We start from the raw sequence: 23,532 nt of genomic DNA, 5'->3' as shown, positions 1-23,532 counted from the left end.
TGCCCACGGAGCGCATTCACATGCAAAAAACTAAACTGAACGAACTGCTCGAATTCCCTTGCACCTTTACCTACAAAGTAATGGGCTTGGCACACCCCGAGCTGGTAGACCAGGTGGTTGAAGTGGTGCAACGCCATGCTCCAGGGGATTATAACCCGCAGGTTAAACCGAGCAGCAAAGGCAATTACCACTCCGTTTCCATCACTATTACCGCTACCCATATCGATCAGGTGGAAACGTTATACGAAGAGTTGGGCAACATTGAGATTGTCCGCATGGTGCTGTAATTTCACACAGGCACAGCCTGTTCGAGTTGTGCCAGTGTGTTGAGGGATAAATGCTGGTCGTGAGCCAGAGCGCTCGGTATAATGACTTTCTCACTTCTGTAACCTGACGATGACTCGTTTGCAACATAATAAGATCATTTTGCGTCAACTGGGGTTGCAGCCCTATGAGCCTGTATCCCAAGCCATGCACAACTTCACCGACAGCCGCACCGAATCCACGCCCGATGAGCTGTGGCTGGTGCAGCATCAGCCCGTGTTTACTCAGGGGCAGGCAGGCAAAGCGGAACACGTTCTGATGCCGGGGGATATCCCGGTGGTGCAGAGCGATCGCGGCGGCCAGGTAACCTACCATGGCCCTGGCCAGCAGGTGCTGTACGTGATGGTGGATCTGAAACGCAACAAAGTTGGCGTGCGCCAACTGGTCACCGCCCTTGAAGACACGGTTATCAATACCCTCACCTATTTCAAAATAACATCGCGCGCACGCCCAGATGCGCCCGGCGTTTATGTGGGGGAGCAAAAGATTTGTTCACTGGGTTTGCGCATCCGCAAAGGCAGTTCATTTCATGGCCTGGCCCTGAACGTCGCCATGGATCTGGCCCCATTTCAGCGTATCAACCCCTGTGGTTATGCAGGAATGCAGATGACACAAGTCAGTGCGCTGGTGCCTGGCGTGAGCCTAGAAGACGTTCATCCAATCCTGGTACAGGAATTTGTTCATTTACTCGGCTACCAGACGGTCGAGCTTCGTAACTGGAACCTGCACGATTATGAGTAAACCAATTCAGATGGAACGCGGCGTCAAATACCGCGATGCAGACAAAATGGCGTTGATCCCGGTAAAAACGGTGGTCACCGAACGGCAGGAGCTGTTACGCAAACCCGAGTGGATGAAGATCAAACTCCCGGCAGACTCTACGCGCATTCAGGGCATCAAAGCGGCGATGCGCAAAAATGGTCTGCATTCAGTGTGCGAAGAGGCTTCGTGTCCAAACCTGTCTGAATGCTTTAACCACGGTACGGCAACCTTCATGATCCTGGGTGCCATCTGTACCCGCCGCTGCCCGTTCTGCGACGTGGCTCATGGCCGCCCGGTCGCGCCAGATGCCAATGAGCCGGAAAAACTGGCACAGACCATTGCCGATATGGCGCTGCGTTATGTGGTTATTACCTCGGTTGATCGCGACGATCTACGCGATGGTGGCGCACAGCACTTTGCCGACTGTATCGCGGCGATCCGTGCCAAAAGCCCGAATATCAAGATTGAAACGCTGGTGCCCGATTTCCGTGGCCGTATGGATCGCGCACTGGAGATCCTGACGGCGACCCCACCGGACGTGTTCAACCACAATCTGGAAAACGTGCCGCGTATTTATCGCCAGGTGCGCCCAGGTGCTAACTATGAGTGGTCACTGAAGCTGCTGGAGCGTTTTAAAGAAGCGCATCCGGATATCCCAACCAAGTCGGGCCTGATGGTCGGCCTGGGGGAAACCAATGCAGAAATCGTAGAAGTCATGCGCGATCTGCGCCGCCATGGCGTTACCATGCTGACTCTGGGCCAATATCTGCAACCGAGCCGCCATCACCTGCCGGTGCAGCGCTACGTCAGCCCGGCAGAGTTTGACGAGATGAAAGAAGAAGCCATGGCGATGGGCTTTACCCATGCCGCCTGCGGCCCGTTTGTGCGCTCCTCCTATCATGCTGACTTGCAGGCGAAAGGTATGGAAGTGAAATAACGCGTAATCTTTTGTTACGCTTCGGCGGATAAAAACGCCAAAAAACGGATGTCCTCACGGCATCCGTTTTTTATTGCGTTAGTGCAAAACAGGATTAAACGTCTTTCTTCTCAACGCTCTGCTGTTGTGCAGACTGGCTTTCAGCCGTGTTTTGCGCTGGTGGCGTATCCTCACCCACGGCTTTTTTGAAGCCTTTCAGCGCAGCACCCAAATCCGCCCCGAGAGTGCGCAGTTTGCTGGTGCCAAACAGCAAGACGATCAACACCGCAATCACCAGAAGTTTGGTAATACTGATACCTTCCATATTCACCTTCTTTTTCATTATGGCTGCAAGATGCAGCGAGGGAACAAGCCTTGCCTATCAATATTTAGCGACTTTCTCCCCTTTAGGACAACAACAACATGTAACAGAGTGAGATCTGCCAGAGATGTTCTATGCTTACATTATGGGGCATATATCTCTATTTAGCGTTTCTCAAGTGCATGATACGCTGCATCATTAATCACAGGGGAGGCGTTGGATGCCCATCGCTCCATCAGCGACCAATACCCGACGTTCGGGTATCAGTTTTGCCAAGCGCACCTACCTGCCACGCATTGTCGGTCTGGGGATTGGTTTTTTTTGCGTGCTCGCCGCAATCTTCCCCTTACATCCACCGCTTGGCATGTGGATCCTACTGGCATTTAATGGTTTTATCTGGCCGCATATCGCTTATCAGTGGTCGCTCCGTTCTGAAAACCCCTTTGCCACCGAAACCCGCAATCTGCTGATAGATGCCTTGATGGGCGGTGCCTGGGCGGCCGTTATGGGCTTTAATGCTCTGCCAGCGGTCGTGATCCTGTCAATGATGGGCATGAACAACATTGCTTCCGGTGGGCTGTCACTGTTCTTTAAAGGACTGTTAGCACAGATTATTGGGGCCGTGCTGACCAGCACCGCGCTGGGTTTCCCGTTCTACCCACAAACCACACCACAGCAGGTGTATCTCTGTTTACCCATGATCTTCATCTACCCGGCATTTCTTGGTTTTGTCACCTTTAATACCGCCAAACACTTGGCAGCCAAAAAGCAGGAGCTATTGCGTATTAGTATGCGGGATGGTTTGACGGGTCTCTATAACCGTCGTCATTGGGAACATCTGCTGCACAATGAGTTTGACAGTTGCCGACGTTATGACCGTAAAGCCACGCTGATCCTGATAGACATTGATCACTTCAAAACGATTAACGATACCTTCGGCCATGCTCTGGGAGATGAAGCGCTGATCGTTCTTGCGGAAGAGTTGCTCTTGGGATTACGCGTGGTTGATATCGTAGGCCGTTACGGCGGTGATGAATTTGGCGCCGTGTTACCGAATACCACCGCCGAGCAAACCAGCCTGGCCTTGAAACGCATTCAGGAACGTTTAAGCGAAATCATTTTCCGCGAAGCTCCTGAGTTAAAGTTGTATATCAGTGCTGGCATCGCTGAGTATCAATCAGGGATGCACGGCTATCAGGAATGGCTGAAAGCGGCCGATGGTGCCCTGTATCGGGCTAAAAATAATGGTCGCAACCGTCAAGAACTCGCGATCCCCCAGCCCTGACTGAATGGTCAGACTACAAAACCGCCGCCACAGCGTGTAAAATCCCTCGGGCCTGGGGAAATACCTGAGCCGACAGACGGAGATGACATTCCTCCATAACCGCCCTCACCGGCTGATGATGTCTACGTAACCTCTCAGAGGGGTGCGTAGCGTTACGCCTGAACCTTTCTGAGTTTCCTCAATTTTTTGTGAAAGGGTTTTCGATCATGTTGAGTTCTTTACTGGCCGTGTTTATTGGCGGTGGTTTAGGCAGTGCGTTGCGTTGGATAGTGAGTATGAAGATGAATCCATTGCATCAGCATATTCCCTTGGGCACGCTGACCGTAAACCTGCTCGGAGGGTTCATTATCGGTTTGGCTCTCGCGCTGTTTACGCGTATGACACACATAGATCCAACCTGGAAGTTGCTGATCACCACCGGTTTTTGTGGTGGATTAACCACTTTTTCTACATTCTCTGTCGAGGTGGTTTATCTGTTGCAGGATGGGCGGCTGGTCTGGGCAATCGCCAATATGCTGCTCAACCTGGCCGGTTCACTGGCCATGACGCTGCTGGCTTTCATGCTGGTCAGTTGGCTGAGCGGGCAATAAAAAACCCGCTCATGGAGCGGGTTTTAAGAATTTCGGCTACTGTAGCTTAGATAGCGATAACGTTAGCAGCAGATGGCCCTTTGGCACCGTTCGTGATCTCAAATTCTACACGCTGGCCTTCAGCAAGAGTTTTGAAACCATTGCTAGCGATGGCAGAGAAGTGGACGAAAACGTCTTTGCTACCATCTTCCGGAGTAATGAAGCCGAAACCTTTGGATTCATTAAACCACTTAACGCTACCTTTAATCTTAGACATCAAACTTACCTTTAACGTGAATGTAAGACACAAAACGTGTGTCCAATACAGTACAGCAATTAGATGGGATTTTGTCCACAACCGAGATCACATAAAATCGATAAAAAGTGAAAAAGTCCGTAATCGGCGCAGTAAATTGATTGTTACAATCAGCAATCTTTAGCAAAGCAGCCCGATCCTCTGAGAACCGCTCTGCTTTTACCGCAGAATACCGCCCCCCTGTCGCAACAGGGCATTCCGCGCTATTATAAACACTGTTACGAACGACTTTATGAGAATGATGATGAACGGCAAGATAACGACTTTTTTTGAAGACAAAGGCTTCGGCTTTATCACCGACGAGAACGGGGAAAATCGTTATTTTCACGTGATTAAAGTGCAAAACCCAGAGCTGATTAAGAAAAATGCGCTGGTGACGTTTGAACCCACCAATAATACCAAAGGGCCATCCGCCTACGCGGTCAAAGTGCAGGCACTCAGTAAATACATCACTATTGCTAATGAAAGAATCAAAATCTCCAGCATCAAATCCTTTCATACCTTCAGCAAAGAAGTGCCGGTAAAGGCGGATGTTGATAAAGAAAACACCGTGCTCTCGGTCGGTTTACTGATGAACCGTATCCGCCCGCAAGTGGCTGAAACACCGCAGGCGATGGAGACATTGCGTATGCTGTCGATTACCACATTCCAGAATGCGACCCACACCTTCTCAGAACATGAAGTCGATATTGATGAAACGCTGCAGGCATTAAAAGCGCTGTAAAGCAGTTGAAAAACAATTAAAGCTATTTAATATCACCTGTGTTAGCGTGGGCTTTCACCTGACACAGGTACATGCCATGTCTGAATCCATTAGCGTCAAAGGTTTTAACAACCGCACCACTCAGATTGCCTGCCCTAAGTGCAGCTATGTTACCAAACAGCAATGTTCTAAACTGCGCAAAAATATCACGTTGATCTGCCCTAATTGCGGCACACAGTTCACGCCGAAACAGGGTTGAAGTTATTTGAACATGTTATGATTCAGTGTATTACTGTTGATCATGTTAAAAGATTCAACACGATTATGGCCTTGAGACTTGGCACGATACAGCGCAATATCCACCATATTCATTAGTTGTTCGAGGGATTTCACCTCATTCATTGCCAAACTGGCAACACCGACGCTTATGGTGATCCGCAGCGGTGTTTTACCCGTTGGGTTCATATCAGCATTTTCCACTCGCCTGCGCAGATGCTCCCCCAATGCCACGGCTTGTACGGCCAGCGCACGCGGCATCATGATGGCAAACTCCTCACCACCTAGACGGCCAAACAGCTGATCGTGGCGCAATTCACGCCGCAGAAGATGGGAAAATGTTGCCAACACCTGATCGCCGATCACATGGCCATACATATCATTAATCAGTTTAAAATGATCGATGTCGAGTAACAGTAGTGATACCACCTCCTTCGCTTGATACTTATGCTCCAGCAATTCCCTGGCTTTACGCGTAAATGCACTGCGCCCCAATGCGCCAGTGAGCAAATCATGATTGGCAGTGTGGTTCAGTTGGCGCAGCAGTTTGCGGTTCACGACCAGCGAACTGGCGAGGATCAGCGGCCCCATCACCAACATGGCAATCCCCAAACGGGCTGACATCAGCGTATCCAGCATGGCAACTTGAGGCCCTGGTATTTCATACAACATCATGTTGGTAGCAACGGTGATAATCTGGGTAATACCGGTGAGTAACGTCAGCAAAGTGACGGCAAACAACTGATAGCTCACCGCACACCAAAGTAATGCCGGAATAGGGAAGGCTATCGCTCCCGGCCCACCGATATACACGCTGAACGCCAGCGAGCACAACAACGTCAGTAACGGCATACTGGTACGCCATTGCCAATGTATCTGAATACGTAACAGTTGTCTCAAGCGCGGAGCGGCCAGGATCACAGGCAAGATCAGCAGGTTAGTCGAGAATTGCTCGCTGAACCACGCTCCCCAGGCAATAAAGGGCGTGTTATTGAACAGGCTGTCATGACGCAACACCGACAACGTGGCAGAGATCGCCGCCCCGAGAAAACACGCAGTGAACATGTATAAAATCGCCTGCGGTTTCCCTAATCGTCGCTGGGATTGTGGCAACCTCAACATCACCACATAACCGGTAACAATCAGCGCCATATTGCAGGCGTTGAGCCAAAGCGCGAGCGACCATCCCCCTGCGGTGACCAAACCGGCAACAACCATGCCCAGGTAGATGGCTCCCCATCCCACAACCGTGGCATAACCAGGTTTACGCAGCAACAACCCAAGCAGAATGGCATTCACTGGCCAAAACAGCGAAAGTGCTCCCAAAGGGCGAGTAAAAATACCCACCAAAGAAAGCACGAAGGCCAGCATAAAAAGATTTATCAGCAGGATCATGGCAGGCAAACGTTGCGTCGAATGTAATCCAACGTTCATGATCTGAACCACGAAGTTGAAATAACCATAATTATTTTGTGCATATTCTCTTTACCCGGCAAAGTGAGAATGAAAAATCCAGTTCTCATCTAAAAAAACCAGATTAATCAATCAGAAAACTGTACAGCTCCTTATTTAATGGAATCAGCTTAATTCACTTTTGGGGAATTAGAGGTTCGCATTCACCAGAATAAGTCCTTAATAAAAACGCCTTATGTAAGCATAGCTTAGAAAGTTACAACTCGAAAAATAGCTAATGCTGATAAATTGAAAGGGCGTAACATATTTTCTAATATTTATCGGTGCTTATACATATTTTCCTGCAACTTCCCCCAAAGCGCAATCAAAAAAGCCCGCCGCAATCATTGGCTTGATCCATGCTTCTTGCAGACCCCACCTTACGACGACGCACTTGCACAGCGGTTCTTCTCCCGAACGGCTGAGCCTGCGTGGCATAAAAAAATCCCGCACAAGGCGGGATAAACGTCAATTAGGGATATCTATACGCTACAGAAAAGAAATAACACAACATCATCGGGTAAGTTCTAAACTACCAGCAAAAATGTATAGAACTGTCATGTAAAAGTAAGGCTACTCTGATAGATGTAACTTCTGATGGAATTATCAGCGAGTTGCATCAACCATTGAATAAACAGCAAAATATTCAGAAAATACCTTGAAAAACGCGGAGATAACCTCAATATACAGCATGTTGTCTGCCATTTCGGTAGGTCTAGCAAAGGAAAACGAATATGTTAGAGAATTATTTTGGCTCCGGGCTCGCACCAACAGAAGAGCAAAAGCGCAGATTACTGGCCGTGCAGGCGGCACTGGAACTCTTGAAGGCAACGCTGTCTGACACTAATGACGGCAACGGTGTTGAATACCAATTAAAGACGGCAGAAAAATACATTGGCTCCCTCGCTGATGCCATCCAGACTGCCGTAGAAAAAAAGTAACTCTGCCACCAGGCTGACCCCCCCCGCACAATGCTGAACGATGATATTGTGCGGGGGTTACTTAATGAAATGATGGGTACTTGAAACCCTACCGCATCATTTATAGCTTGATCTCCCGCCCTCCCCCTCTCCATTCACAAGCGCTTTGCTACTCTGCCGGGCATAGGGCATAACGGTGAGAAGATCTCCGTTTACGGTGGTCTGGTTTGAGCAACATGGCGAATTCAAGGTACAGCCGTAGCCCGGCAGCAGCGTGGATCTGAAGGGAATGAGAGATGACACACACTTCTGACAAGGGAATTTTTGATTCCCCTTTTTTCCACCTTGGGTTTTGCTATTAATGGATAAAGCATTAGCGCAGAGGGAAAGATGACATGAACAGAGCTGATTTCTCTCAACGCATTGCCAGCCTGGGTAACCTTACCGATACCGACAGGCGTATCATTGACTACTTTGACAAACATTTTGAGTCAATCCCCTACAGTAAAGTCATTGATATCTGTAATGAAGTCGATATTGCCAAATCAACGCTGGGGCGATTTATGATGAAAATCGGCTTCAACGGGTTCCGAGATTTTAAAGAATCCACCAGTGAGCCCGAGCTGCGCAGAAACATTTCGCCCATCGAGCGTTTTAATAAAAAAAACAACACAAAGAATGGCATTGATTATATTGAGAAACACTGTAGCGAAATCACCAACAATATTAACAATACGCTAAAGAACATCAATAGAAAGGATCTGGAGAAAACCATTTCGCTGATTTGCGATCCGGAAAAGCGGCTTTATGTGATTGGCAGCGCAACAGCGCACGCTTTGGCAGAATATTTTTATCTGCTTGGTCGATATATCAAGAAAGACATTGTGCTGCTTGATGCCAATATTGCCAACCTGCCGCATAAATTAATCGACTCACGCAAAGGTGATGTGTTACTTGCCATCTCCTATTACCGTTTCTCCAGCGTGACTACGCGGCTGATCAAATGGTTTTATCAAAACCGCGGGGATACCATCGTGATCACCGATAACGCCGTCAATCCGTTCAGCCACTTCGCTACCGCACTGTTGCTGATGGAGAGCCAGCACAGCGGGCTGTTCAGTAGCCGCAGCGCCGGATTTGTGTTGATTGAAGCGCTGGTGAATTATATGGGGGAGGTTACCGATACTGAATTGGGTGACAACTTCCACGTTATGGAATCCTTATTTGAAGCCTTTAATGTTTTTAGCAAATAAATAGCAATTAATTAACTTTAAGATAAATAATTTCTTTATCTACGGGCAGCTTTTATCTGAAATTAGCGATACCCAGCACTGGTATTTATTTTATTCAACGAGGTTTTTATTATGAGCAGTGAAAACAGAGAGATTCCTGTTTGCCCTGAGCAACAAACACTCACCACATCACAGGGGAATTTATCCTTCCGCACCTGCGGAGAGGGTGAAACTATTATCTTCCTGCACGGTATTCTCGGCAGTTCCAAAGCCTGGCCATTCCAGTTTGCCGCGCTATCCCCCTCTTATCGTATTGCCGCCTGGGATGCGCCGGGTTACGCCAACTCCGCGCTGGTGGCCGCCGATATTGATGCCTATGAGCAGATGTTGCATGACCTGATTTTGCACCTTGGTGATAAAAAAGTGTCCCTGGTCGGGCACTCAATGGGGGGAACCGTTGCCAGCCGCTACGCTGCCCGGCATCCCGACAAAATCAAGAGTCTGGTATTGTCCTGCACCCATCCGGGCTATGGCGCACCAGCGACAGCACCGATCTCAGAAAAGCTGGAAATACGGCTTAGAGAGCTGGCCGAAATCGGCCGCGAAGCCTATGGCAAAAACCGCGCGCGTGATTTGTTACCGTTCCCGGAGGTGCCTGCCTCGGTGTTGGATTATGCCGCTGAAATTGCGGCTGAAACCAACCTGGAAGGCCTGAGACGCGCAACGCGGATGCTGCAACTGGCTGATAACCGCCCTCTGCTGCCGCAAATAGCCGTGCCTACGTTAATCTTGACCGGTGAAAAAGATGGCGTAGTACAGCCGAAATTAAAAGCCGATCTGTTAGCACTGGTGTCCTATACCCAACACATTGATATGCCCGGTCTGGGCCATGCGCCTTATTTTCAGGCCCCGGAATATTACAACGCTTTGCTGCATGAATTTATCGCCAATCACTGAAAATAGGGGATTATGATGACTGGATTTATAATCGGCATAATCGTTACCGTACTTGCCGCCTGGTTTATTATCAAAAACTACCAACCACAGGCCGTACTGCTGTTGGCCGGGTTGAGTTTATTGCTCATCACGGCAATCTTCTTTCCGGAACAATCAATACTGTACGGCAAAGCAAAATCCATCGGCTGGGTCGGCGGGGATATTTTCGCGTTTGTTAAAGAGTCGTTGACCACCCAGATCGCCGGTATCGGTTTGATCATTATGGCGGCAGGTGGTTTTGCCGATTATATGGATCACATCAAAGCCTCTAACTCGATGGTAAATCTGTGCATCAAACCGTTGCAGATGATCAAGGCTCCTTATCTGATCCTGGCAATCGGCTACATCTTGTCCCAGTTGCTGCACGTGGCGATCTCCAGTGCAGCAGGCTTGGCCATGCTGTTATTGGTCACCTTCTTCCCGGTATTGGTGGGCTTAGGCGTCAGTAAAGCCGCAGCCGCGTCGATGATCGGTATGTCGGCGTTTATGGATCTCGGCCCGGCGGTGGGCACCGCGAACCTGGCGGCAAAACATGCCGGTATGGAAACGGCGATCTACTTTGCTCACTACCAACTGCCGGTAGCCACCGGGGTCATGCTGGTCGTGTCCGTCTTGATCTTCTTCACCGCGCGCTATTTTGATGCCAAAGACGGGCACGTGGTTGCTCAGCAATACCACCAGCCACAGGCCGATGAGAGCAGCGAAAAAGTACCAGCATTCTATGCCTTCCTGCCGGTTTTCCCGGTGATTCTGGTGATTGTGTTCAGCCCGCTGCTTGTCAGCAGTATCAAGATCGACGTGGTCACCGCGATGATTATCGGCACCCTGCTGGCATTTTTCTGCGAACTGCTGGTCAGACGGGATTTCAAAGCGGCCTGTAAAGGTATTCAGGTGTTTTTCAAAGGGATGGGCTCGATGTTCACCAGCATCGTCTCTCTGCTGGTATGTGCCGACGTTTTCGCTCAAGGGCTGCAAATCATCGGTGCCGTGGACTTTATCATCCAAACCGTTCAGGCCGCCGGTTTTGGCTTCGGCAATATGACCGTTGTGATGGCGCTGTTGGTCTGCGTAACCGCTGCACTGACCGGTTCTGGCGTGGCTGCTTTCTTCTCGTTTTCCGGCCTGGCACCCGGTATTGCCGCCAAGTTTGGTGAAAGCGCCGTGAGCATGATCCTGCCGATGCAACTCATGGCGGGGATGGGAAGATCGATTTCCCCGGTGGCAGGCGTCATTATTGCCGTCAGTAAAGCCGGTGAGTGCTCACCATTTATGATCGTGCGCCGCACGCTGATCCCGGCTGTTGGCGGGATGATTACCATGCTGGTGCTGAACGGTATTCTGAATTAACTCTCTGACATTTAGGGCGGCAAACTCGCCGCCCCACCCATCTACCTAATCTATTCTGAAATCATCGAACGGGTATATATAACCTCGTGATCCAGTTGTACACTGCCTATCAGCCACTTGGCGTGAAAAGTTCTGATGTTATTAACAAGGAGTGTTGATATGTTCTCGAGGATCATGTTTGTCCTGTTCGCTGCCGCCGTATTGTTGGTGCTGATTAACTGGGAACGGATGTGGGCGATCATCCGCCCGATGGTGTAATGGCTGGCTCCATCGGTAAAGCCTACCGGGTTTTATCGATGGTACAATTCCATTGCTGGTTCACCACGCTCTGATTAGCAACGATCTGTAACGATAATGCCGCATCCTGCATATGTGTAACGCTGTACTCAAGCACCACATCATCCAGGTTACTGGCGGTGCGTTCGATTCTAAACAGTGCGCAACCCTGCTCGATGTTCAACAAATGGGCTAATTTGGCGTCGCAGATCGCCGGTGAATAGCGCTCCGCTGCCTTGGTCGGGGAATAGCCGAAGGTTTCCCGCAGTTGCCCATACAACGGGCTGCTATTGTCCACATGGCTCAGATCGTTATACACCCGGCCATTTAAATAGGTGACCGCATGGCCAACCACTTTCTCCCCCTGCATAAACACGCGTTCCAGGCGCATCAACTGGCTGCCTAAGTCCAACCCCATCCGCTCCGCCACTTCTTGGCTGGCCATGGTCGATAACAGGGAGAGGATTTCCACCTCAACCGGCGTTGCCGAGTTGAAGGTCACCAAGGCCTCCGGTAGATCGGTATAGTGTTTATGCAGCGCATCACGATTGATAAAGGTGCCTTTACCCTGCTCGCGGTAAACCATGCCGATGCTGGCTAGTGAATCAATCGCTTGTTTGATGGTACCGCGCGCGACTTTGAACTCGTCGGCGAGCAGCAGCTCGCCGGGGAGTTTATCGTTATAGGTAAAGGTGATGATTCGTTGCAGGATAATACCTTTTATCCTGAGATACAGTGGAAGTCCGTCAGACTCAAACATACTCATGCTCCACTCAGAGGTAGTGTATTTGGCTCCTGTAAGCGTCAAGTATATCCTGATTTATCTGCTGATTACCGTCTATGTTTGCGCTCGCCAGGATCGGCGGCGTGCGCTGTTGTTGTTGCATCAGTTCGCAAATACGCAACACCAGGCTGTTGGCGATGGTCGCCCCCATGATGGTCGACAGCGGCGCGGCTTTTTGCGCCAAACCCGGCAGGCTGACAGCGGCATCGCCATAGTCGCACTGGTTGTCGATAGTGATATCCACGATATCCACCAACAGCTTGCCGCTGGAATGACGCGAACTGACGCGCGCGGCGGTAGCCAGGCTGGTAATGGCAATCACCTTGGCACCCACGGCTCTGGCGGCCAGAGCCACATCAATGGTAATGGCATTACGGCCAGACACCGAATGAACCAACAGCGTATCGCCCGCTTGCAGCGGTGATTGCTCAATCAGCACCCTGCCCAGATGTTCCACATTCTCCACGGCGCTGGTCAGCGTCAATGGCCGCACGTTGAGCATCAATGCCGGGGTAAACAACGGGTTGACGATAGCCAACCCCCCTGCCCGGTAGCTCATCTCCTCCGCCAGAATGCCCGCATGGCTGGCACCAAACACAAACAGGTTGCGGCCAGCCAGCGCCGTTTCTGCCATCACTTCCGCTGCGCGGTTAATGGTTTCCGGCTGCTGTTCCAACTGTGCCAACTTCTGCCGGATTTGATCGTAGTATTGGCTTAATGCCTTGCTCATCGTTTTTCCTCATCAGAATGTCAGTAATTTGGTCAGCGCACTAATCAACGGCGCCAGCATAAACATATCGCTGTCACCGGCCCACAGCGCGGTATCAGGAATAGTGTCACTAATAAAGTAATTGACGCAGAAGTATTGCCCCCAGGCCACCACGGTAGAGGTGATAAACCCGGCCAGTAACGCCCCTTTATACCCGCCAGTGATATTGCCAAACACCCCCGCCGTACCCGCGTGGAAGAAAATCACAATCATGCTGGGAATGAAAACATAGCCGGTATAATGGCCAATCAGGGTGAGCCACAACAGTGAACCAACAAAGGCACCCACAAAGCCCAGTACCACCGCATTAGGGGCAAAGTTGAACAGGATCGGGCAATCCAGCGCGGGTTTGGCCCCGGGCACCAGCCGCGAGCCAATGCCGTTAAAAGCAGGCACCATTTCACCAATAAACATCCGCACGCCGAGCAGCACCACGGCAATGCCGCCGGTAAACATCAGCGACTGTTTCAACGCATAAATATAGAAACTCAAGTCGCCAGACTGCGCCAGAATTTCCGCCGCTTTTGGCGTGCCTTTGATTTGCAGAATAAAGGTGCCGATAAAGAACAGCAGCGACATGGTCAGCGCAGTAACCACGTTGGAATCGCGCAGGAAACCGAGCTTTTTCGGCACCTTGATGTCTTCAGAACTGATTTTATTTGCCGAGAAAAGCTGGCCAAACAGCGCTCCTAACAAAGCGACAGAAGCCGAGGTGTGCCCTAAGGCCACATTGTCGTTGCCGGTAATTTTGCGCACCCAAGGCTGCACCAGCGCCGGTTGTAACGTCCAATACAGCCCCATGATCACCGTCAGCATCAGCGTCAGTTGCAGGCCAGAAATCGCCGGGTTGCTGTTCACCATCACACCGGCAAAAATCATGGTGGTCCAGAACATCATGTGGCCGGTCAGGTAGATATATTTAAACCGCGTCAGGCGAGCCAGCAGCAGGTTGAGCGCGAATCCCCCGGCGATGGCGATAGTCACGCTGCTGCCATAGCGCTCGGTGAAATGCACCTGCCCGATGATATTGGTTAAGTTCATCGAACTCAGGCCGAACACTTCCGTCCAGATGGGCTGAAAGATCAGCAGCGCCGAGACGATAATGCCTGCCCCCGCGCCAATAATCAGGAATCCCAAAATGCCTTTCAGCGTGCCAGAGACAATATCCGCCAGCGGTTTGCCCTGTAATACCAGCCCCAGCAGCACAATCAGGCCGATTAAAATGGAAGCCTCCCCAAAAATATTGACCGTAATCCAGCGCAATACCCCCAGAAACTCGCTCATGGCTATGCTCCTTGTTGCAGAATACCGGCCTGTTCCAACGCCTGGGCGATCTCTTTGTTGTCGATATAGTTATTCACAATCACCACCGGGCACGGCATATGCCGCAGATTGTCCACCAGCTCTGCATTGGTGATCACCACATCGGCACTGGCCGAGGCCGCCGAAGAGACATCCATATGTTCAACAGAAGCCTGAATGCCGTGCTGCTTTAACACCGACTCCACGTTCATTTTAAGAATCAGGCTGGATCCCATACCCAAACCGCACACCGTCAGAATTTTCATTGCTCTTCACTCCGTGTTAAGTCATCAAGATCGGGTTATACCGCGCAGGCCATCAGCCGATAAAGCTGCTCAGGATCGCGGGAATTCATTAGCGTATGCAGGTTATTTTCGTCTGCCAGCAGGGTGACAATGTGTTGAATCAGTTGAATATGCCGATCGCTGCTGGTGGCAGACAGCCCCAGCACCACCTGTACCGGATCGTTTTCGGCATGGCCAAACACCACAGGCTCGCGCAGCCGTATCAGGCTGAACTGTGGCTTGATTGCCCCTTGCTCCGGGCGGGCATGTGGCATTGCCAAACCGGGGGCAATCACAAAGTAGGGGCCAAACTCCCGGTAGTTGGCCACCATCGCCTGCACATATTCCGGCTGGCAGGCACCCGCTTGGCACAGCGCGTCTCCCGCTGCCTGAATGGCCTGTTCCGCATTGCTGGCCGGATAATCAATACTGATGGCTTGCCGAACGATCATTGTTGCCTCCTTCTGCCAAATGAAGGCGGATGGAAGCCAGCGTGGCCTCCAGCGCCTGCTGCACAAATGCCTGTCCTTTTTCCTGAGTGGCACAACCAGGATCCCCTAACACCGCATAGTCAGAAAACTCCGTCCAGCGTACCGGCCGATAGCGGAAATTCTCTGGGAATCGCGGGTAGTGCGCTCGCGCCAGCGCCATATCGACGTGTTCCGGTGCCAATGCCAGCATCAGGGAGGTTTCAATCTCATCGGCATGCATATAGCCAGGGTAGGCAACGGCAGAGGTGCGTAATTGGCTAACGCAGGCGTCCATACCGGCCCAGCTATAGCTGAGCAGCGTAATGCCCTCTTCTTTCAGCATTCTTGCGGCGGCTTTGATGGCGTCAAAATTGCCGTAATGCGCATTAATCACCGCCGTGGTCGCAATACCGTAACTGGCCATATTGCGTGCCAACGCCACCAGCAATTGCACCAGCAGATCGTGACCAATATCGATCGCCCCCGCGTGCCCGCGCAGTGACCACACCTGGCTGTAAGGCACTACCGGCAGGCTGATCGCCGCTTCTCCCAGTTGCTGATCCAGCAAGGCACAAAAACGTTCGGCCAGCAGATTGTCGGTATCCAACGGCAGATGATCGCCATGCGGCTCCACCGCGCCCAGCGGCAGCAGGGCAATCTGCGCCTTTGCCAGCGCCTGTTTGGCCTGTTGCTCATTGAATTCATGCAGTTTCAAGGTGCCTCCTTAGCCGAAAGCAAAATAACGGGCGGGGTTTTCTACCAGAAAGTCATGCAGCAAGGCTTCGCCATCCATTCCCTCTTCCTGAGCTTCGGCAATAAATCTTGGCCGCCAATCGGCCAGAATAAACTTCAGCCCCAGGCCGCCTTTACCGTAGTGGGCACTCATGGATTTACGGGCGAAATCGCCGCCAATTAAAATTTGTTTCTGATAGCCGCGTTTGCACAGTGCTAATATGGCCTGCGTGCGGACATGTTCTGGGTAGTATTTTATACGGCTCATCCCGTCAAAGGAGAGAAATGCCCCGGTGTTGGCAATCTGACGGTGGAGCCACGGATCGGGATTACGATCCATATGAGCAAAGCATAAGCGGGAAAAATCCAGCCCCAAACCTCGGAATATCTGTGCCTGTTCCAGCCCCATGGTGCCCATTTCCGTATGGCTATGCATCGGCGCGCCAGTGCATTGCTGGGCCCTGACGATCGCTTCCATGGTTTTTCGTTCTAAAGGGGAAATGGTGTTGTAGCCGGTGCCGCATTTCACCATTCCGGCGCGATAATGGCTCCCTTCAATGCCCGTTGTGACCTCATGGCAAACGTGCTCCACCAATGCCTCGATCGACGAGCGTTCAATCCAGTCGGCAAAGGTTTGTGTTGAGCCGGGCCGGTTACTGCTCCAGAGGAATCCTTTGTTAAAGCCGCTGGTAGCAATAACGTGCACCTGCTGGCGCTTGGCCATTTCAGCAACGGTAACCACCTGGCGGCCATAGTCGGGGGCGGTAGCATCGTAAATGGCCCGCCCACCCGCCTGATAAAAATCCGCCAGTTCCCGTTCGGAAGCGGCGGGATCATCCAGCAGCAAATCGTCATCCTGACGTTCTGCCCAATAAGGTGGAATGCAATAGATGTGATCGTGGCTGTAGGTCACACCGAGTTGGCTGGCGTCAATATCACCGTTTAGCGTGCGAATGGATCCCATGAGAACCGCTCCCTGGATCGGAAAAGAAGGTGTTCTCAACATAGGATAGGATCACTTGATCGGTCAAGTGATCAAGCTCGCAAATTAACCAATCTGTAATTAGCTTTGTTAGCGGATAAATGACAATGGCCACGCCCTAGCGCAGCCATCAACAGAAGGGAAATAGCCTGATTCGCTAACCCGCCTCACTCACCGCCTTACCGTTTTTAGCTAATTTGAAAAATAGCATCCAGGTAGCGAGCAAGCCAGAAAACGCGGCAAACATCAGCCAGTAGGAAGGCGAACTTTTACTCCCGGTGATCTCCACCAGGCCGGTTGAAATGATCGGCGTCAGGCCGCCGAACACCGCCGTTGCCAGGCTGAAGGCCAACGAAAAGCCGACCGTGCGTACATAGACAGGCATCACCTCGGTCAATGCCGCCACCATCGCGCCGTTATACATACCAAAGAAAAACGACAGCCACAGCAGTACTGCCGTCATGCGTTCAAAGCTCGGTGCCTGAGTCAGCCATTCCAATGCCGGATAAGTGGTCAGCAATGCCAATACGGTGATGGTCATTAAGACCGCTCTGCGGCCAATGCGATCGGAAATCGCCCCGCCGATCGGCAGCCAGAAGAAGTTGGACAAGCCCACCAGCATGGTCACGATCAGGCTGTCCTCGGCGCTGAGATGCAGCACGCTTTTGCCATAGGTGGGCGTATAAACGGTAATAAAGTAGAAAGTAGTAGTGGTCATGGCTACCAGCAGCATACCAGCCAGGATCACCTGCCAGTTTTGCACCACCGTATACAGAATCTCCCGCGTATCAGGCCGATGCTTACGATTAAGAAACTCTTCGGTTTCCACCAGCGAGCGGCGTAATACAAAGATTAATGGAATGATCATGCAGCCAATAAAGAATGGAATCCGCCAACCCCAGGCGGATATTTCCGCCGGTGTCAGATGGGCATTCAGGTAATAACCAATCAGCGCCGCCGCAATAATAGCGATTTGCTGGCTGGCAGATTGCCAACTGGTATAAAAACCCTTATTTCCTGGCGTAGCAATTTCAGCCAGATAAACCGATACGCCCCCCAGTTCCACACCGGCAGAGAACCCTTGCAGCAAACGCCCCAGCAGCACCAGCGCAGGGGCCAATAAACCGATGGTGTCATAACCGGGCACCATGGCGATCAACAAGGTTCCGCAGCCCATAATAGCTAACGTTACCATTAGCCCTTTGCGTCGGCCAATCCGGTCGATATAAGCCCCGAGCACAATGGCCCCGATCGGGCGCATCAGAAACCCGGCACCAAATACGGCGAATGTCAGCATCAATGAGGCGAATTCATTATCAGTTGGGAAAAAGGTTTTAGCAATATAGGTGGCATAAAACCCGAACAGAAAGAAATCGAATTGCTCAAGGAAATTCCCGCTGGTTACGCGAAGGATCGCCCCCAGCTTGGCAAAGCGCGGATTAGACGCTTTAACTGTATTTTCAACCATTATGTATATTCTCCATGGCAATCATTTGTCGCCATATTTATATATACCCGTCATACTTCAAGTTGCATGTACGTTGGCTTTCCTGCAACTCGAATTATTCAGGGTAAAATTATGTAGGGTAGATTTATTAAACACCTTGCAAGTTGAATCAGGCTTTACGCCTTTTTTCTATCGCCCACTTTAATAATGCCGCAGTACGATAAAAACCATGGGCAAACTTGCCGTAAGGCAGCAATAAAAACAGCGCCATCACGGTTGCCAAATGAATAGCCAGCAATGCTCCCATCAGCACAGTATCACGGCCAATCAGTAATGCGATGCCGGTCACGCTCACCAGCAGCAGTAACAGAATAAAACCACGATCCATCGGCTTTTGCGCCGCATCGCCATGAGCCGGGTTGCGGCGCAGGTTCAGCCACAGCAGCCCTGCCGGGCCGATAATCAACCCTATGCCGCCCAGCGTGCCCAAGATCACCGGCAAACTCAGCAGGTCATAGGGTGCCTCTTCTCCCAACAGGTAGTGATAACCGGTAGCCACCACCGTGGCGGCAAAGCACAGCATAAACCCGTAGAAGGTAAAGTGATGGAACCGGCGGCGTCGCAAGGTAAAGGCATCGTCCTCATCATTGCAGCCTTCACCATGCCCCCCGTCTAGATAGGTCAAGGTCAGTACATTACGGGTGGTTTCTGCCACCGCAGGCAGGTTTCCCGCCACCGATGAAATCTCGCGCCAGAACTTGCGGGTGCTGAACAACAGTGAACCGAGGGAAAATACAAATACGCTGCCGAACATCACCGCCAGCAGGTTATGCGGGAATATCTGATAGAAATCACCGGCCAGCGGCGGATGAATTAGTGAGCCATTGATAAACATCATCAATAGCAAAAACAGCCCCAGAGCAAAAACCAGCGCCACGGCTACCGCCGTTCCCGCCCGCTGATACAACGTGCCCAATCTGGCTGGCCAAGCGTATTCCTGATAGGTTTCGACGCGCACTTTGGCCATCGCCTGCGGCACATTCACGCCGAACTCATGGGGCGGTGCGTATTGGCAGGCGTGCAGGCAGGCACCACAGTTATGGCAAAGATTGGCCAGATAGTTGATATCCGCCTTGCCGAACGTCAGCCGGTAGGTCATGGCAGGGAACACGGCGCAAAAGCCTTCGCAGTAACGGCAGGCGTTACAGATTTGCATCACCCGTTCCACTTCCTGCTCGTTATCGGTCAGGGATTGCGCCTCGCGGATCAACAATTCAAGCTGTTGCATACTCAGCCTCCTGCTGTGCGGCCAGTGCCGCTTGATGACCGGCGATACGACCGAAAGCCGTGCCGATAGACATGCCAACGCCTGCGGTATAGCCCTTGCCCAGTACGTTACCGGCCATCATTTCTCCGGCGACAAACAGATTGCGGCTAGGTTGGCCGTTAAAATGCACCGCAGCCTGCCCATTCACTTTCAGGCCCAGGTAGGTAAAGGTGATGCCCGGCCGTAGCGCGTAGCCATAAAAAGGAGGGGTATCGATCGGTAACGCCCAGTGGGTTTTCGCCGGAGTCAGGCTCTCGGTGTGGCAATCGTCCAACAGGGTATGGTTGAAGGTTCCTGGTTGGCAGGCGTGGTTATAAGCCTCTATGGTTTGGATAAACGGCTCGGGATCCAACTCCAGTTTCACTGCCAGATCGTGCAGGTTATCGGCCTTCACCCCAGGGAATACCGGCGGCATAAAGCGCCCAATGGCTTTGCTATCAATAATAGAGTAACCAATTTGACCGGGCTGCTGCGCCACCAGGCGGCCCCAGATCGCATAACGCTTCGGCCAGAAGTCTTCCCCTTCATCATAGAAACGCTGCGCTTGGCGATTCAGCACAACCCCCAGCGAAACACAGTCGACGCGGGTGCAGATCCCGCCGTCATACAGTGGAGCGCGAGCATCGATCGCCACACAGTGGGACTGGGAAGGATCGCCGATCACATCCGCCCCGGCCTCCATCATAAACTTCAGCAATACGCCCTGATTGAACCGGGTGCCACGGATCAGAAAGTTGTCTGCGGGCCATTCACCGGCGGCGTTTTGCCCCCAGGCCTCACGCAGCCAATCACGGTTAGATTCAAACCCACCGGCGGCCAGCACGCAGGCGCGGGCCTCAATGCGCTGCTCGCCAATCCGCGCCGCAACAAATTGCCCGTTTTGCAACTCCAGGGAATCTACCGGGCTGTTATAGCGGATCACCACGCCCAGTTTTTCTGCACTGCGATAGTAAGCATTGATTAATGCTTTCCCACCGCCCATAAAAAAGGCGTTGGTACGGGCGACGTGTAATGCGCCGGAAAGCGGCGGTTGAAAATGAACGCCGTGTTGCTTCATCCAACCACGGCAGGTGGCGGATGCCCTGATCGTCATTCTGGCCAGCGGTTCGTTGGTCAACCCACCGGTCACCTTCAGCAGGTCTTGCCAGAATTCTTCCTCGGGATAGCTGTCGACTAACACATCCTGCGGCAAATCATGCATGCAGCGTAAATTGCGCGTGTGTTGAGAATTCCCGCCGCGCCACTCTTTGGGTGCCGCTTCCAATAGCAGGACAGAAGCCCCCCGCTCCCTGGCGGTGAGGGCCGCGCACAGCGCCGCATTGCCCCCGCCGATGACCACAACATCAAACATTGTCACACTCTCGGTGTTATCCTTTTGTGACTAAAATGTAACCTGTGGTCTAAACGGCAGCTAGCGGGTAGCGCTTAACGGGGGTTTAGCGATCGTGAAGGGCCGCCCCCGGCCAACTGCCTTGTGTTACCAACTGGCAGATCACGCTTTGCAGCACCACTCTGGCGGCCAGCCCAACCGGGGAGAGTTCATCATCAGACAGGCTGACCAGAAAATTGGGGCGGCTTAACAGCGGATTATCTATGGCGATCACCTTCAGATTGTCATCCACCATGCGCGACACCGCCGCACCCGGCTGAATGGTGGCCCCCAGCCCATGGCGAACGGCATCCATCAACATCGCCAAACCGTCGATCTCCGCCAGAATATTCAACTCTACCCGCTGCCGGGCAAAAACCGTGGTGAGCAACGCCCGCAAGCCGTGCGTCTGGCTGGGTAAAATCAGCGGTAAGCTGGCCAACTCTTCAGGCGTGATGGGTTGATGCTGAAAGCGCCCGACGATCTCCTGCCTGCCGATCAGAAATAACCGTTCGGCCAAAATCGGCAACGCACTCCAGGTCTGGATGGTTTTATGCTGAAACAAGATCGCCAAATCCAACTGGCGGGTATTAATCATCGCCGCCAGATTGCCCGACAGGCTTTCCACCATATGCAGCCGGATATGCGGGTAACGCTCCTGCATCGCCTGCATAAAAGGCAGCCCGAGCACCGAGGCGGTGCTGGGTGCCATGCCGACGCTGACGTGCCCGGAGAGCCGGGCCTGCTTTGCCGCCCGCACCGCATCATCGGCATGGCGCAAGGCCAGTTGAGCCTGGGAGAAAAAGGCCAGACCGGCATCCGTTGCCACAATGCCGCGCGAGGTTCTTTGCAATAAGCGGATGGCCAGTTCGTTTTCCAGACGGCTGATTTGCTGGCTCAGAGCAGAAACGCCGATATTCAGATCGAGTGCCGCTTTCCCCATACTGCTTAACTCAACGGCTCGCACAAAATAGCGTAATTGCCTCAGTTCCATGCCTTTCTCCCACTCATCCGCAAGGTATTGCCCTTATAGTTATCATGGAAATCTCACCAGGAAAAATACCTGGCCTAGCTGTAACATCCATCACCGCTATCGGTTCTTCAACCCACATTGCGCCGGTTGAGGTTAAGCAGCCAGAATACGGCAATCCCAGCAATTACGATCCCCGGCGCCGATGCCGCCATCACTCCTACCGTCCCAGTCCCTAATGCCAGCATCTTACCGGCGATCAATGGGCCACTCATCGCCCCTAAGCGGCCAACGGCGACGGCGGTACCAACGCCTGTCGCACGTATCTCGGTAGGATAAAACTGCGGAGCGAGAGCATAGAGCACGCTTTGCCCACCGGTGGCGAACAACCCGGCAACAAATCCGGCGGCCAGCATGGTGTCAAAATGGGTTGAGCATCCCAACGAAACCAGTGAGAGCAGCATGCCAACGTAAATCAGTGCCGACATCACCAACGGGCGTAACCTGTTCATCAAAGCCCCTAGAATAAGCGTGCCAACCGCCGCACCAATCTGCAGGGTAAACACCACCCAGGATGCCTCCGCAGCCTGAAACCCCTGGTTAACCAGCAAGGTTGGCAACCAGTTAATCAGCATGTAAACCACCAGCAGCGTGAAAAAGTAGCTGAGCCACAGCAATAACGTGGGTAGAGCGGCTCCGTGGCGGAACAGATCGGCCAAGGGCAATGCGGCGATCGCCTGCCGATGTTCACTGAACAGGCGAGATTCGGGTAGGGTGCAGGCCAATAACGGCACCAGGATTAACGGCACCACACCGCCAATCCAGAAGATAGTTTGCCAGGGCAAGGTCACCCCCGCGATCCCCACGGTTGCAGCCAATGCCGCCCCCAGCGGAACACCACAATACATCATGCTGACAGCAAACCCGCGCACGCGAGGCCCAGCCGCCTCAGAGGTCAGTGCAATAAGATTAGGCAGTGCCGCACCTAGCCCAATGCCCGTCATCAAGCGGGCAATCACCAGCGTACTGAAATCCCAGGCAAGTGCTGTCGCAATGGAAAACAGACCAAACAGCGCCACCGAGCCTATCAGCACTTTCTTGCGGCCATAGCGATCGGCCAGCCGCCCGCCAGCGAAGGCACCGGGTAACAGCCCCAGAATGCCAGCGCTGAAAATCCAGCCCATTTGCATCTTTTGCAGCTCGAATACCTGAGCGATGGCAACGGCTGCAATCCCCATTGCCTGTAGATCCAGCCCTTCCATCAGGGCAACCAGGAAACATAAACCTATCGTAATGACCAAACGTGAATCGACTTTAGACAAAGCGACATTCATAAAGATACCTTTGGAATAAGCGATTATTCGATGAGGTGAAGATATTCAAACGCAGGCAGCCCTTCG

General features: G+C 52.2%; 26 protein-coding genes and 1 riboswitch. Of the genes, 11 read left to right on the top strand and 15 right to left on the bottom strand.

All coding sequences use genetic code 11. The features are described 5' to 3' along the window. Window positions 1-20: 20 nt before the first annotated feature. The 3 genes from ybeD to lipA all read left to right on the top strand — a co-directional run bounded on the left by ybeD (window position 21) and on the right by lipA (window position 2,023). Window positions 21-287 carry a DUF493 family protein YbeD gene (ybeD, locus tag ACX9GT_RS06980; protein ID WP_021180010.1) on the top strand — a complete coding sequence of 89 codons (267 nt, stop codon included), beginning with the start codon at window positions 21-23 and terminating at the stop codon, window positions 285-287. 109 nt (window positions 288-396) lie between these two features. Next, window positions 397-1,065: a lipoyl(octanoyl) transferase LipB gene (gene lipB, locus ACX9GT_RS06975; RefSeq protein WP_473190421.1), complete on the top strand. Its 669-nt coding sequence runs from the start codon at window positions 397-399 to the stop codon at window positions 1,063-1,065. After that, the gene (gene lipA, locus ACX9GT_RS06970) at window positions 1,058-2,023 is read left to right on the top strand and encodes a lipoyl synthase (RefSeq protein WP_473190420.1); all 966 of its coding nucleotides are present in this window, start codon (window positions 1,058-1,060) and stop codon (window positions 2,021-2,023) included. Before lipB ends, lipA begins: the two co-directional genes overlap by 8 nt. A 94-nt stretch (window positions 2,024-2,117) precedes the next feature. Here lipA and tatA read toward each other — a convergent pair whose 3' ends face one another. Next, the gene (tatA, locus tag ACX9GT_RS06965) at window positions 2,118-2,327 is read right to left on the bottom strand and encodes a Sec-independent protein translocase subunit TatA (RefSeq protein WP_473190419.1); all 210 of its coding nucleotides are present in this window, start codon (window positions 2,325-2,327) and stop codon (window positions 2,118-2,120) included. Window positions 2,328-2,544: 217 nt separating this feature from the next. Between tatA and ACX9GT_RS06960 the strand changes: the two genes are divergently transcribed. Then, window positions 2,545-3,609 (top strand): diguanylate cyclase, encoded by a 1,065-nt coding sequence (locus ACX9GT_RS06960; protein ID WP_473190418.1) that lies wholly within the window; start codon window positions 2,545-2,547, stop codon window positions 3,607-3,609. Window positions 3,610-3,678: 69 nt separating this feature from the next. After that, window positions 3,679-3,741: riboswitch (Fluoride riboswitch) on the top strand. Window positions 3,742-3,815: 74 nt separating this feature from the next. Next, complete coding sequence (crcB, locus tag ACX9GT_RS06955; protein WP_473190417.1) at window positions 3,816-4,199, top strand: fluoride efflux transporter CrcB; 384 nt, start codon at window positions 3,816-3,818, stop codon at window positions 4,197-4,199. Between the two features lie 46 nt (window positions 4,200-4,245). Here crcB and cspE read toward each other — a convergent pair whose 3' ends face one another. Further along, window positions 4,246-4,455, bottom strand: coding sequence for a transcription antiterminator/RNA stability regulator CspE (cspE, locus tag ACX9GT_RS06950; RefSeq protein WP_002210315.1), 210 nt, complete (start codon window positions 4,453-4,455; stop codon window positions 4,246-4,248). Between the two features lie 283 nt (window positions 4,456-4,738). On the opposite strand from cspE, the gene ACX9GT_RS06945 reads away from it, so the two are divergent. Then, a complete protein-coding gene (locus ACX9GT_RS06945) occupies window positions 4,739-5,218 on the top strand; it encodes a cold-shock protein (RefSeq protein WP_473191526.1) in 480 nt (159 codons plus the stop codon). 76 nt (window positions 5,219-5,294) lie between these two features. Next, entirely contained in the window at window positions 5,295-5,456 is a 162-nt protein-coding gene (locus ACX9GT_RS06940) for a YnfU family zinc-binding protein (protein WP_459399480.1), read from the top strand. A 2-nt stretch (window positions 5,457-5,458) separates the two neighbouring features. Here ACX9GT_RS06940 and ACX9GT_RS06935 read toward each other — a convergent pair whose 3' ends face one another. Beyond that, window positions 5,459-6,907 (bottom strand): GGDEF domain-containing protein, encoded by a 1,449-nt coding sequence (locus ACX9GT_RS06935; protein WP_473190416.1) that lies wholly within the window; start codon window positions 6,905-6,907, stop codon window positions 5,459-5,461. A gap of 752 nt (window positions 6,908-7,659) precedes the next feature. Here ACX9GT_RS06935 and ACX9GT_RS06930 point away from each other — a divergent pair. The 4 genes from ACX9GT_RS06930 (at window position 7,660) to dcuC (ending at window position 11,420) form a co-directional block, all read left to right on the top strand. Next, a complete protein-coding gene (locus tag ACX9GT_RS06930; protein ID WP_473190415.1) occupies window positions 7,660-7,866 on the top strand; it encodes a hypothetical protein in 207 nt (68 codons plus the stop codon). A gap of 374 nt (window positions 7,867-8,240) precedes the next feature. After that, the gene (locus tag ACX9GT_RS06925; RefSeq protein ID WP_473190414.1) at window positions 8,241-9,098 is read left to right on the top strand and encodes a MurR/RpiR family transcriptional regulator; all 858 of its coding nucleotides are present in this window, start codon (window positions 8,241-8,243) and stop codon (window positions 9,096-9,098) included. Between the two features lie 111 nt (window positions 9,099-9,209). Further along, on the top strand, window positions 9,210-10,034 hold the full coding sequence (locus ACX9GT_RS06920) for an alpha/beta fold hydrolase (protein WP_473190413.1): 825 nt from the start codon (window positions 9,210-9,212) through the stop codon (window positions 10,032-10,034). 15 nt (window positions 10,035-10,049) lie between these two features. Continuing rightward, window positions 10,050-11,420, top strand: a complete 1,371-nt coding sequence (gene dcuC, locus ACX9GT_RS06915) for a C4-dicarboxylate transporter DcuC (RefSeq protein WP_473190412.1) — start codon at window positions 10,050-10,052, stop codon at window positions 11,418-11,420. A gap of 280 nt (window positions 11,421-11,700) precedes the next feature. Here dcuC and ACX9GT_RS06910 read toward each other — a convergent pair whose 3' ends face one another. From ACX9GT_RS06910 to mhpT, 12 genes are all read right to left on the bottom strand, one after another. After that, the gene (locus tag ACX9GT_RS06910) at window positions 11,701-12,456 is read right to left on the bottom strand and encodes a GntR family transcriptional regulator (RefSeq protein WP_473190411.1); all 756 of its coding nucleotides are present in this window, start codon (window positions 12,454-12,456) and stop codon (window positions 11,701-11,703) included. Window positions 12,457-12,469: 13 nt separating this feature from the next. Continuing rightward, entirely contained in the window at window positions 12,470-13,210 is a 741-nt protein-coding gene (locus tag ACX9GT_RS06905) for a sugar isomerase domain-containing protein (RefSeq protein ID WP_473190410.1), read from the bottom strand. Window positions 13,211-13,222: 12 nt separating this feature from the next. Then, the gene (locus tag ACX9GT_RS06900; protein WP_473190409.1) at window positions 13,223-14,533 is read right to left on the bottom strand and encodes a PTS ascorbate transporter subunit IIC; all 1,311 of its coding nucleotides are present in this window, start codon (window positions 14,531-14,533) and stop codon (window positions 13,223-13,225) included. Window positions 14,534-14,535: 2 nt separating this feature from the next. After that, window positions 14,536-14,817, bottom strand: coding sequence for a PTS sugar transporter subunit IIB (locus ACX9GT_RS06895; RefSeq protein WP_473190408.1), 282 nt, complete (start codon window positions 14,815-14,817; stop codon window positions 14,536-14,538). 35 nt (window positions 14,818-14,852) lie between these two features. After that, complete coding sequence (locus ACX9GT_RS06890; RefSeq protein ID WP_473190407.1) at window positions 14,853-15,287, bottom strand: PTS sugar transporter subunit IIA; 435 nt, start codon at window positions 15,285-15,287, stop codon at window positions 14,853-14,855. Next, window positions 15,259-16,020, bottom strand: coding sequence for a creatininase family protein (locus ACX9GT_RS06885; RefSeq protein WP_473190406.1), 762 nt, complete (start codon window positions 16,018-16,020; stop codon window positions 15,259-15,261). The genes ACX9GT_RS06890 and ACX9GT_RS06885 overlap by 29 nt, the downstream gene beginning before the upstream one ends. A 9-nt stretch (window positions 16,021-16,029) precedes the next feature. Next, the gene (locus ACX9GT_RS06880) at window positions 16,030-17,001 is read right to left on the bottom strand and encodes a phosphotriesterase family protein (protein WP_473190405.1); all 972 of its coding nucleotides are present in this window, start codon (window positions 16,999-17,001) and stop codon (window positions 16,030-16,032) included. Window positions 17,002-17,176: 175 nt separating this feature from the next. Beyond that, window positions 17,177-18,487 carry a tricarballylate/proton symporter TcuC gene (tcuC, locus tag ACX9GT_RS06875; RefSeq protein ID WP_473190404.1) on the bottom strand — a complete coding sequence of 437 codons (1,311 nt, stop codon included), beginning with the start codon at window positions 18,485-18,487 and terminating at the stop codon, window positions 17,177-17,179. 148 nt (window positions 18,488-18,635) lie between these two features. Next, a complete protein-coding gene (gene tcuB / locus ACX9GT_RS06870) occupies window positions 18,636-19,754 on the bottom strand; it encodes a tricarballylate utilization 4Fe-4S protein TcuB (RefSeq protein WP_473190403.1) in 1,119 nt (372 codons plus the stop codon). Continuing rightward, the gene (tcuA, locus tag ACX9GT_RS06865) at window positions 19,741-21,144 is read right to left on the bottom strand and encodes an FAD-dependent tricarballylate dehydrogenase TcuA (protein ID WP_473191525.1); all 1,404 of its coding nucleotides are present in this window, start codon (window positions 21,142-21,144) and stop codon (window positions 19,741-19,743) included. Before tcuA ends, tcuB begins: the two co-directional genes overlap by 14 nt. A gap of 85 nt (window positions 21,145-21,229) precedes the next feature. Beyond that, on the bottom strand, window positions 21,230-22,156 hold the full coding sequence (locus tag ACX9GT_RS06860) for a LysR substrate-binding domain-containing protein (protein WP_473190402.1): 927 nt from the start codon (window positions 22,154-22,156) through the stop codon (window positions 21,230-21,232). 107 nt (window positions 22,157-22,263) lie between these two features. Further along, window positions 22,264-23,466, bottom strand: coding sequence for a 3-(3-hydroxy-phenyl)propionate transporter MhpT (gene mhpT, locus ACX9GT_RS06855; RefSeq protein ID WP_473190401.1), 1,203 nt, complete (start codon window positions 23,464-23,466; stop codon window positions 22,264-22,266). Window positions 23,467-23,532 lie beyond the last annotated feature (66 nt).

The sequence above is a fragment of the Serratia sp. YWN4 genome, assembly GCF_055790845.1.
Note: the sequence above shows the minus strand (reverse complement) of the source record. Positions and strands in the feature narration are given on the sequence as shown.

Excerpts from the sequence above, each read along its gene's own strand:
- ACX9GT_RS06960 (WP_473190418.1), top strand. The coding sequence starts at position 2,545 with ATGCCCATCGCTCCATCAGCGACCAATACCCGACGTTCGGGTATCAGT.
- tcuC (WP_473190404.1), bottom strand. The coding sequence starts at position 18,487 with ATGGTTGAAAATACAGTTAAAGCGTCTAATCCGCGCTTTGCCAAGCTG.
- ACX9GT_RS06945 (WP_473191526.1), top strand. The coding sequence starts at position 4,739 with ATGAACGGCAAGATAACGACTTTTTTTGAAGACAAAGGCTTCGGCTTT.
- tatA (WP_473190419.1), bottom strand. The coding sequence starts at position 2,327 with ATGGAAGGTATCAGTATTACCAAACTTCTGGTGATTGCGGTGTTGATC.
- cspE (WP_002210315.1), bottom strand. The coding sequence starts at position 4,455 with ATGTCTAAGATTAAAGGTAGCGTTAAGTGGTTTAATGAATCCAAAGGT.
- ACX9GT_RS06930 (WP_473190415.1), top strand. The coding sequence starts at position 7,660 with ATGTTAGAGAATTATTTTGGCTCCGGGCTCGCACCAACAGAAGAGCAA.
- tcuA (WP_473191525.1), bottom strand. The coding sequence starts at position 21,144 with ATGTTTGATGTTGTGGTCATCGGCGGGGGCAATGCGGCGCTGTGCGCG.
- ACX9GT_RS06905 (WP_473190410.1), bottom strand. The coding sequence starts at position 13,210 with ATGAGCAAGGCATTAAGCCAATACTACGATCAAATCCGGCAGAAGTTG.
- tcuB (WP_473190403.1), bottom strand. The coding sequence starts at position 19,754 with ATGCAACAGCTTGAATTGTTGATCCGCGAGGCGCAATCCCTGACCGAT.
- lipB (WP_473190421.1), top strand. The coding sequence starts at position 397 with ATGACTCGTTTGCAACATAATAAGATCATTTTGCGTCAACTGGGGTTG.
- ACX9GT_RS06920 (WP_473190413.1), top strand. The coding sequence starts at position 9,210 with ATGAGCAGTGAAAACAGAGAGATTCCTGTTTGCCCTGAGCAACAAACA.
- dcuC (WP_473190412.1), top strand. The coding sequence starts at position 10,050 with ATGACTGGATTTATAATCGGCATAATCGTTACCGTACTTGCCGCCTGG.
- crcB (WP_473190417.1), top strand. The coding sequence starts at position 3,816 with ATGTTGAGTTCTTTACTGGCCGTGTTTATTGGCGGTGGTTTAGGCAGT.
- mhpT (WP_473190401.1), bottom strand. The coding sequence starts at position 23,466 with ATGAATGTCGCTTTGTCTAAAGTCGATTCACGTTTGGTCATTACGATA.
- ACX9GT_RS06895 (WP_473190408.1), bottom strand. The coding sequence starts at position 14,817 with ATGAAAATTCTGACGGTGTGCGGTTTGGGTATGGGATCCAGCCTGATT.
- ACX9GT_RS06935 (WP_473190416.1), bottom strand. The coding sequence starts at position 6,907 with ATGAACGTTGGATTACATTCGACGCAACGTTTGCCTGCCATGATCCTG.
- ACX9GT_RS06925 (WP_473190414.1), top strand. The coding sequence starts at position 8,241 with ATGAACAGAGCTGATTTCTCTCAACGCATTGCCAGCCTGGGTAACCTT.
- ybeD (WP_021180010.1), top strand. The coding sequence starts at position 21 with ATGCAAAAAACTAAACTGAACGAACTGCTCGAATTCCCTTGCACCTTT.
- ACX9GT_RS06880 (WP_473190405.1), bottom strand. The coding sequence starts at position 17,001 with ATGGGATCCATTCGCACGCTAAACGGTGATATTGACGCCAGCCAACTC.
- ACX9GT_RS06860 (WP_473190402.1), bottom strand. The coding sequence starts at position 22,156 with ATGGAACTGAGGCAATTACGCTATTTTGTGCGAGCCGTTGAGTTAAGC.
- ACX9GT_RS06910 (WP_473190411.1), bottom strand. The coding sequence starts at position 12,456 with ATGTTTGAGTCTGACGGACTTCCACTGTATCTCAGGATAAAAGGTATT.
- ACX9GT_RS06940 (WP_459399480.1), top strand. The coding sequence starts at position 5,295 with ATGTCTGAATCCATTAGCGTCAAAGGTTTTAACAACCGCACCACTCAG.
- ACX9GT_RS06900 (WP_473190409.1), bottom strand. The coding sequence starts at position 14,533 with ATGAGCGAGTTTCTGGGGGTATTGCGCTGGATTACGGTCAATATTTTT.
- lipA (WP_473190420.1), top strand. The coding sequence starts at position 1,058 with ATGAGTAAACCAATTCAGATGGAACGCGGCGTCAAATACCGCGATGCA.
- ACX9GT_RS06890 (WP_473190407.1), bottom strand. The coding sequence starts at position 15,287 with ATGATCGTTCGGCAAGCCATCAGTATTGATTATCCGGCCAGCAATGCG.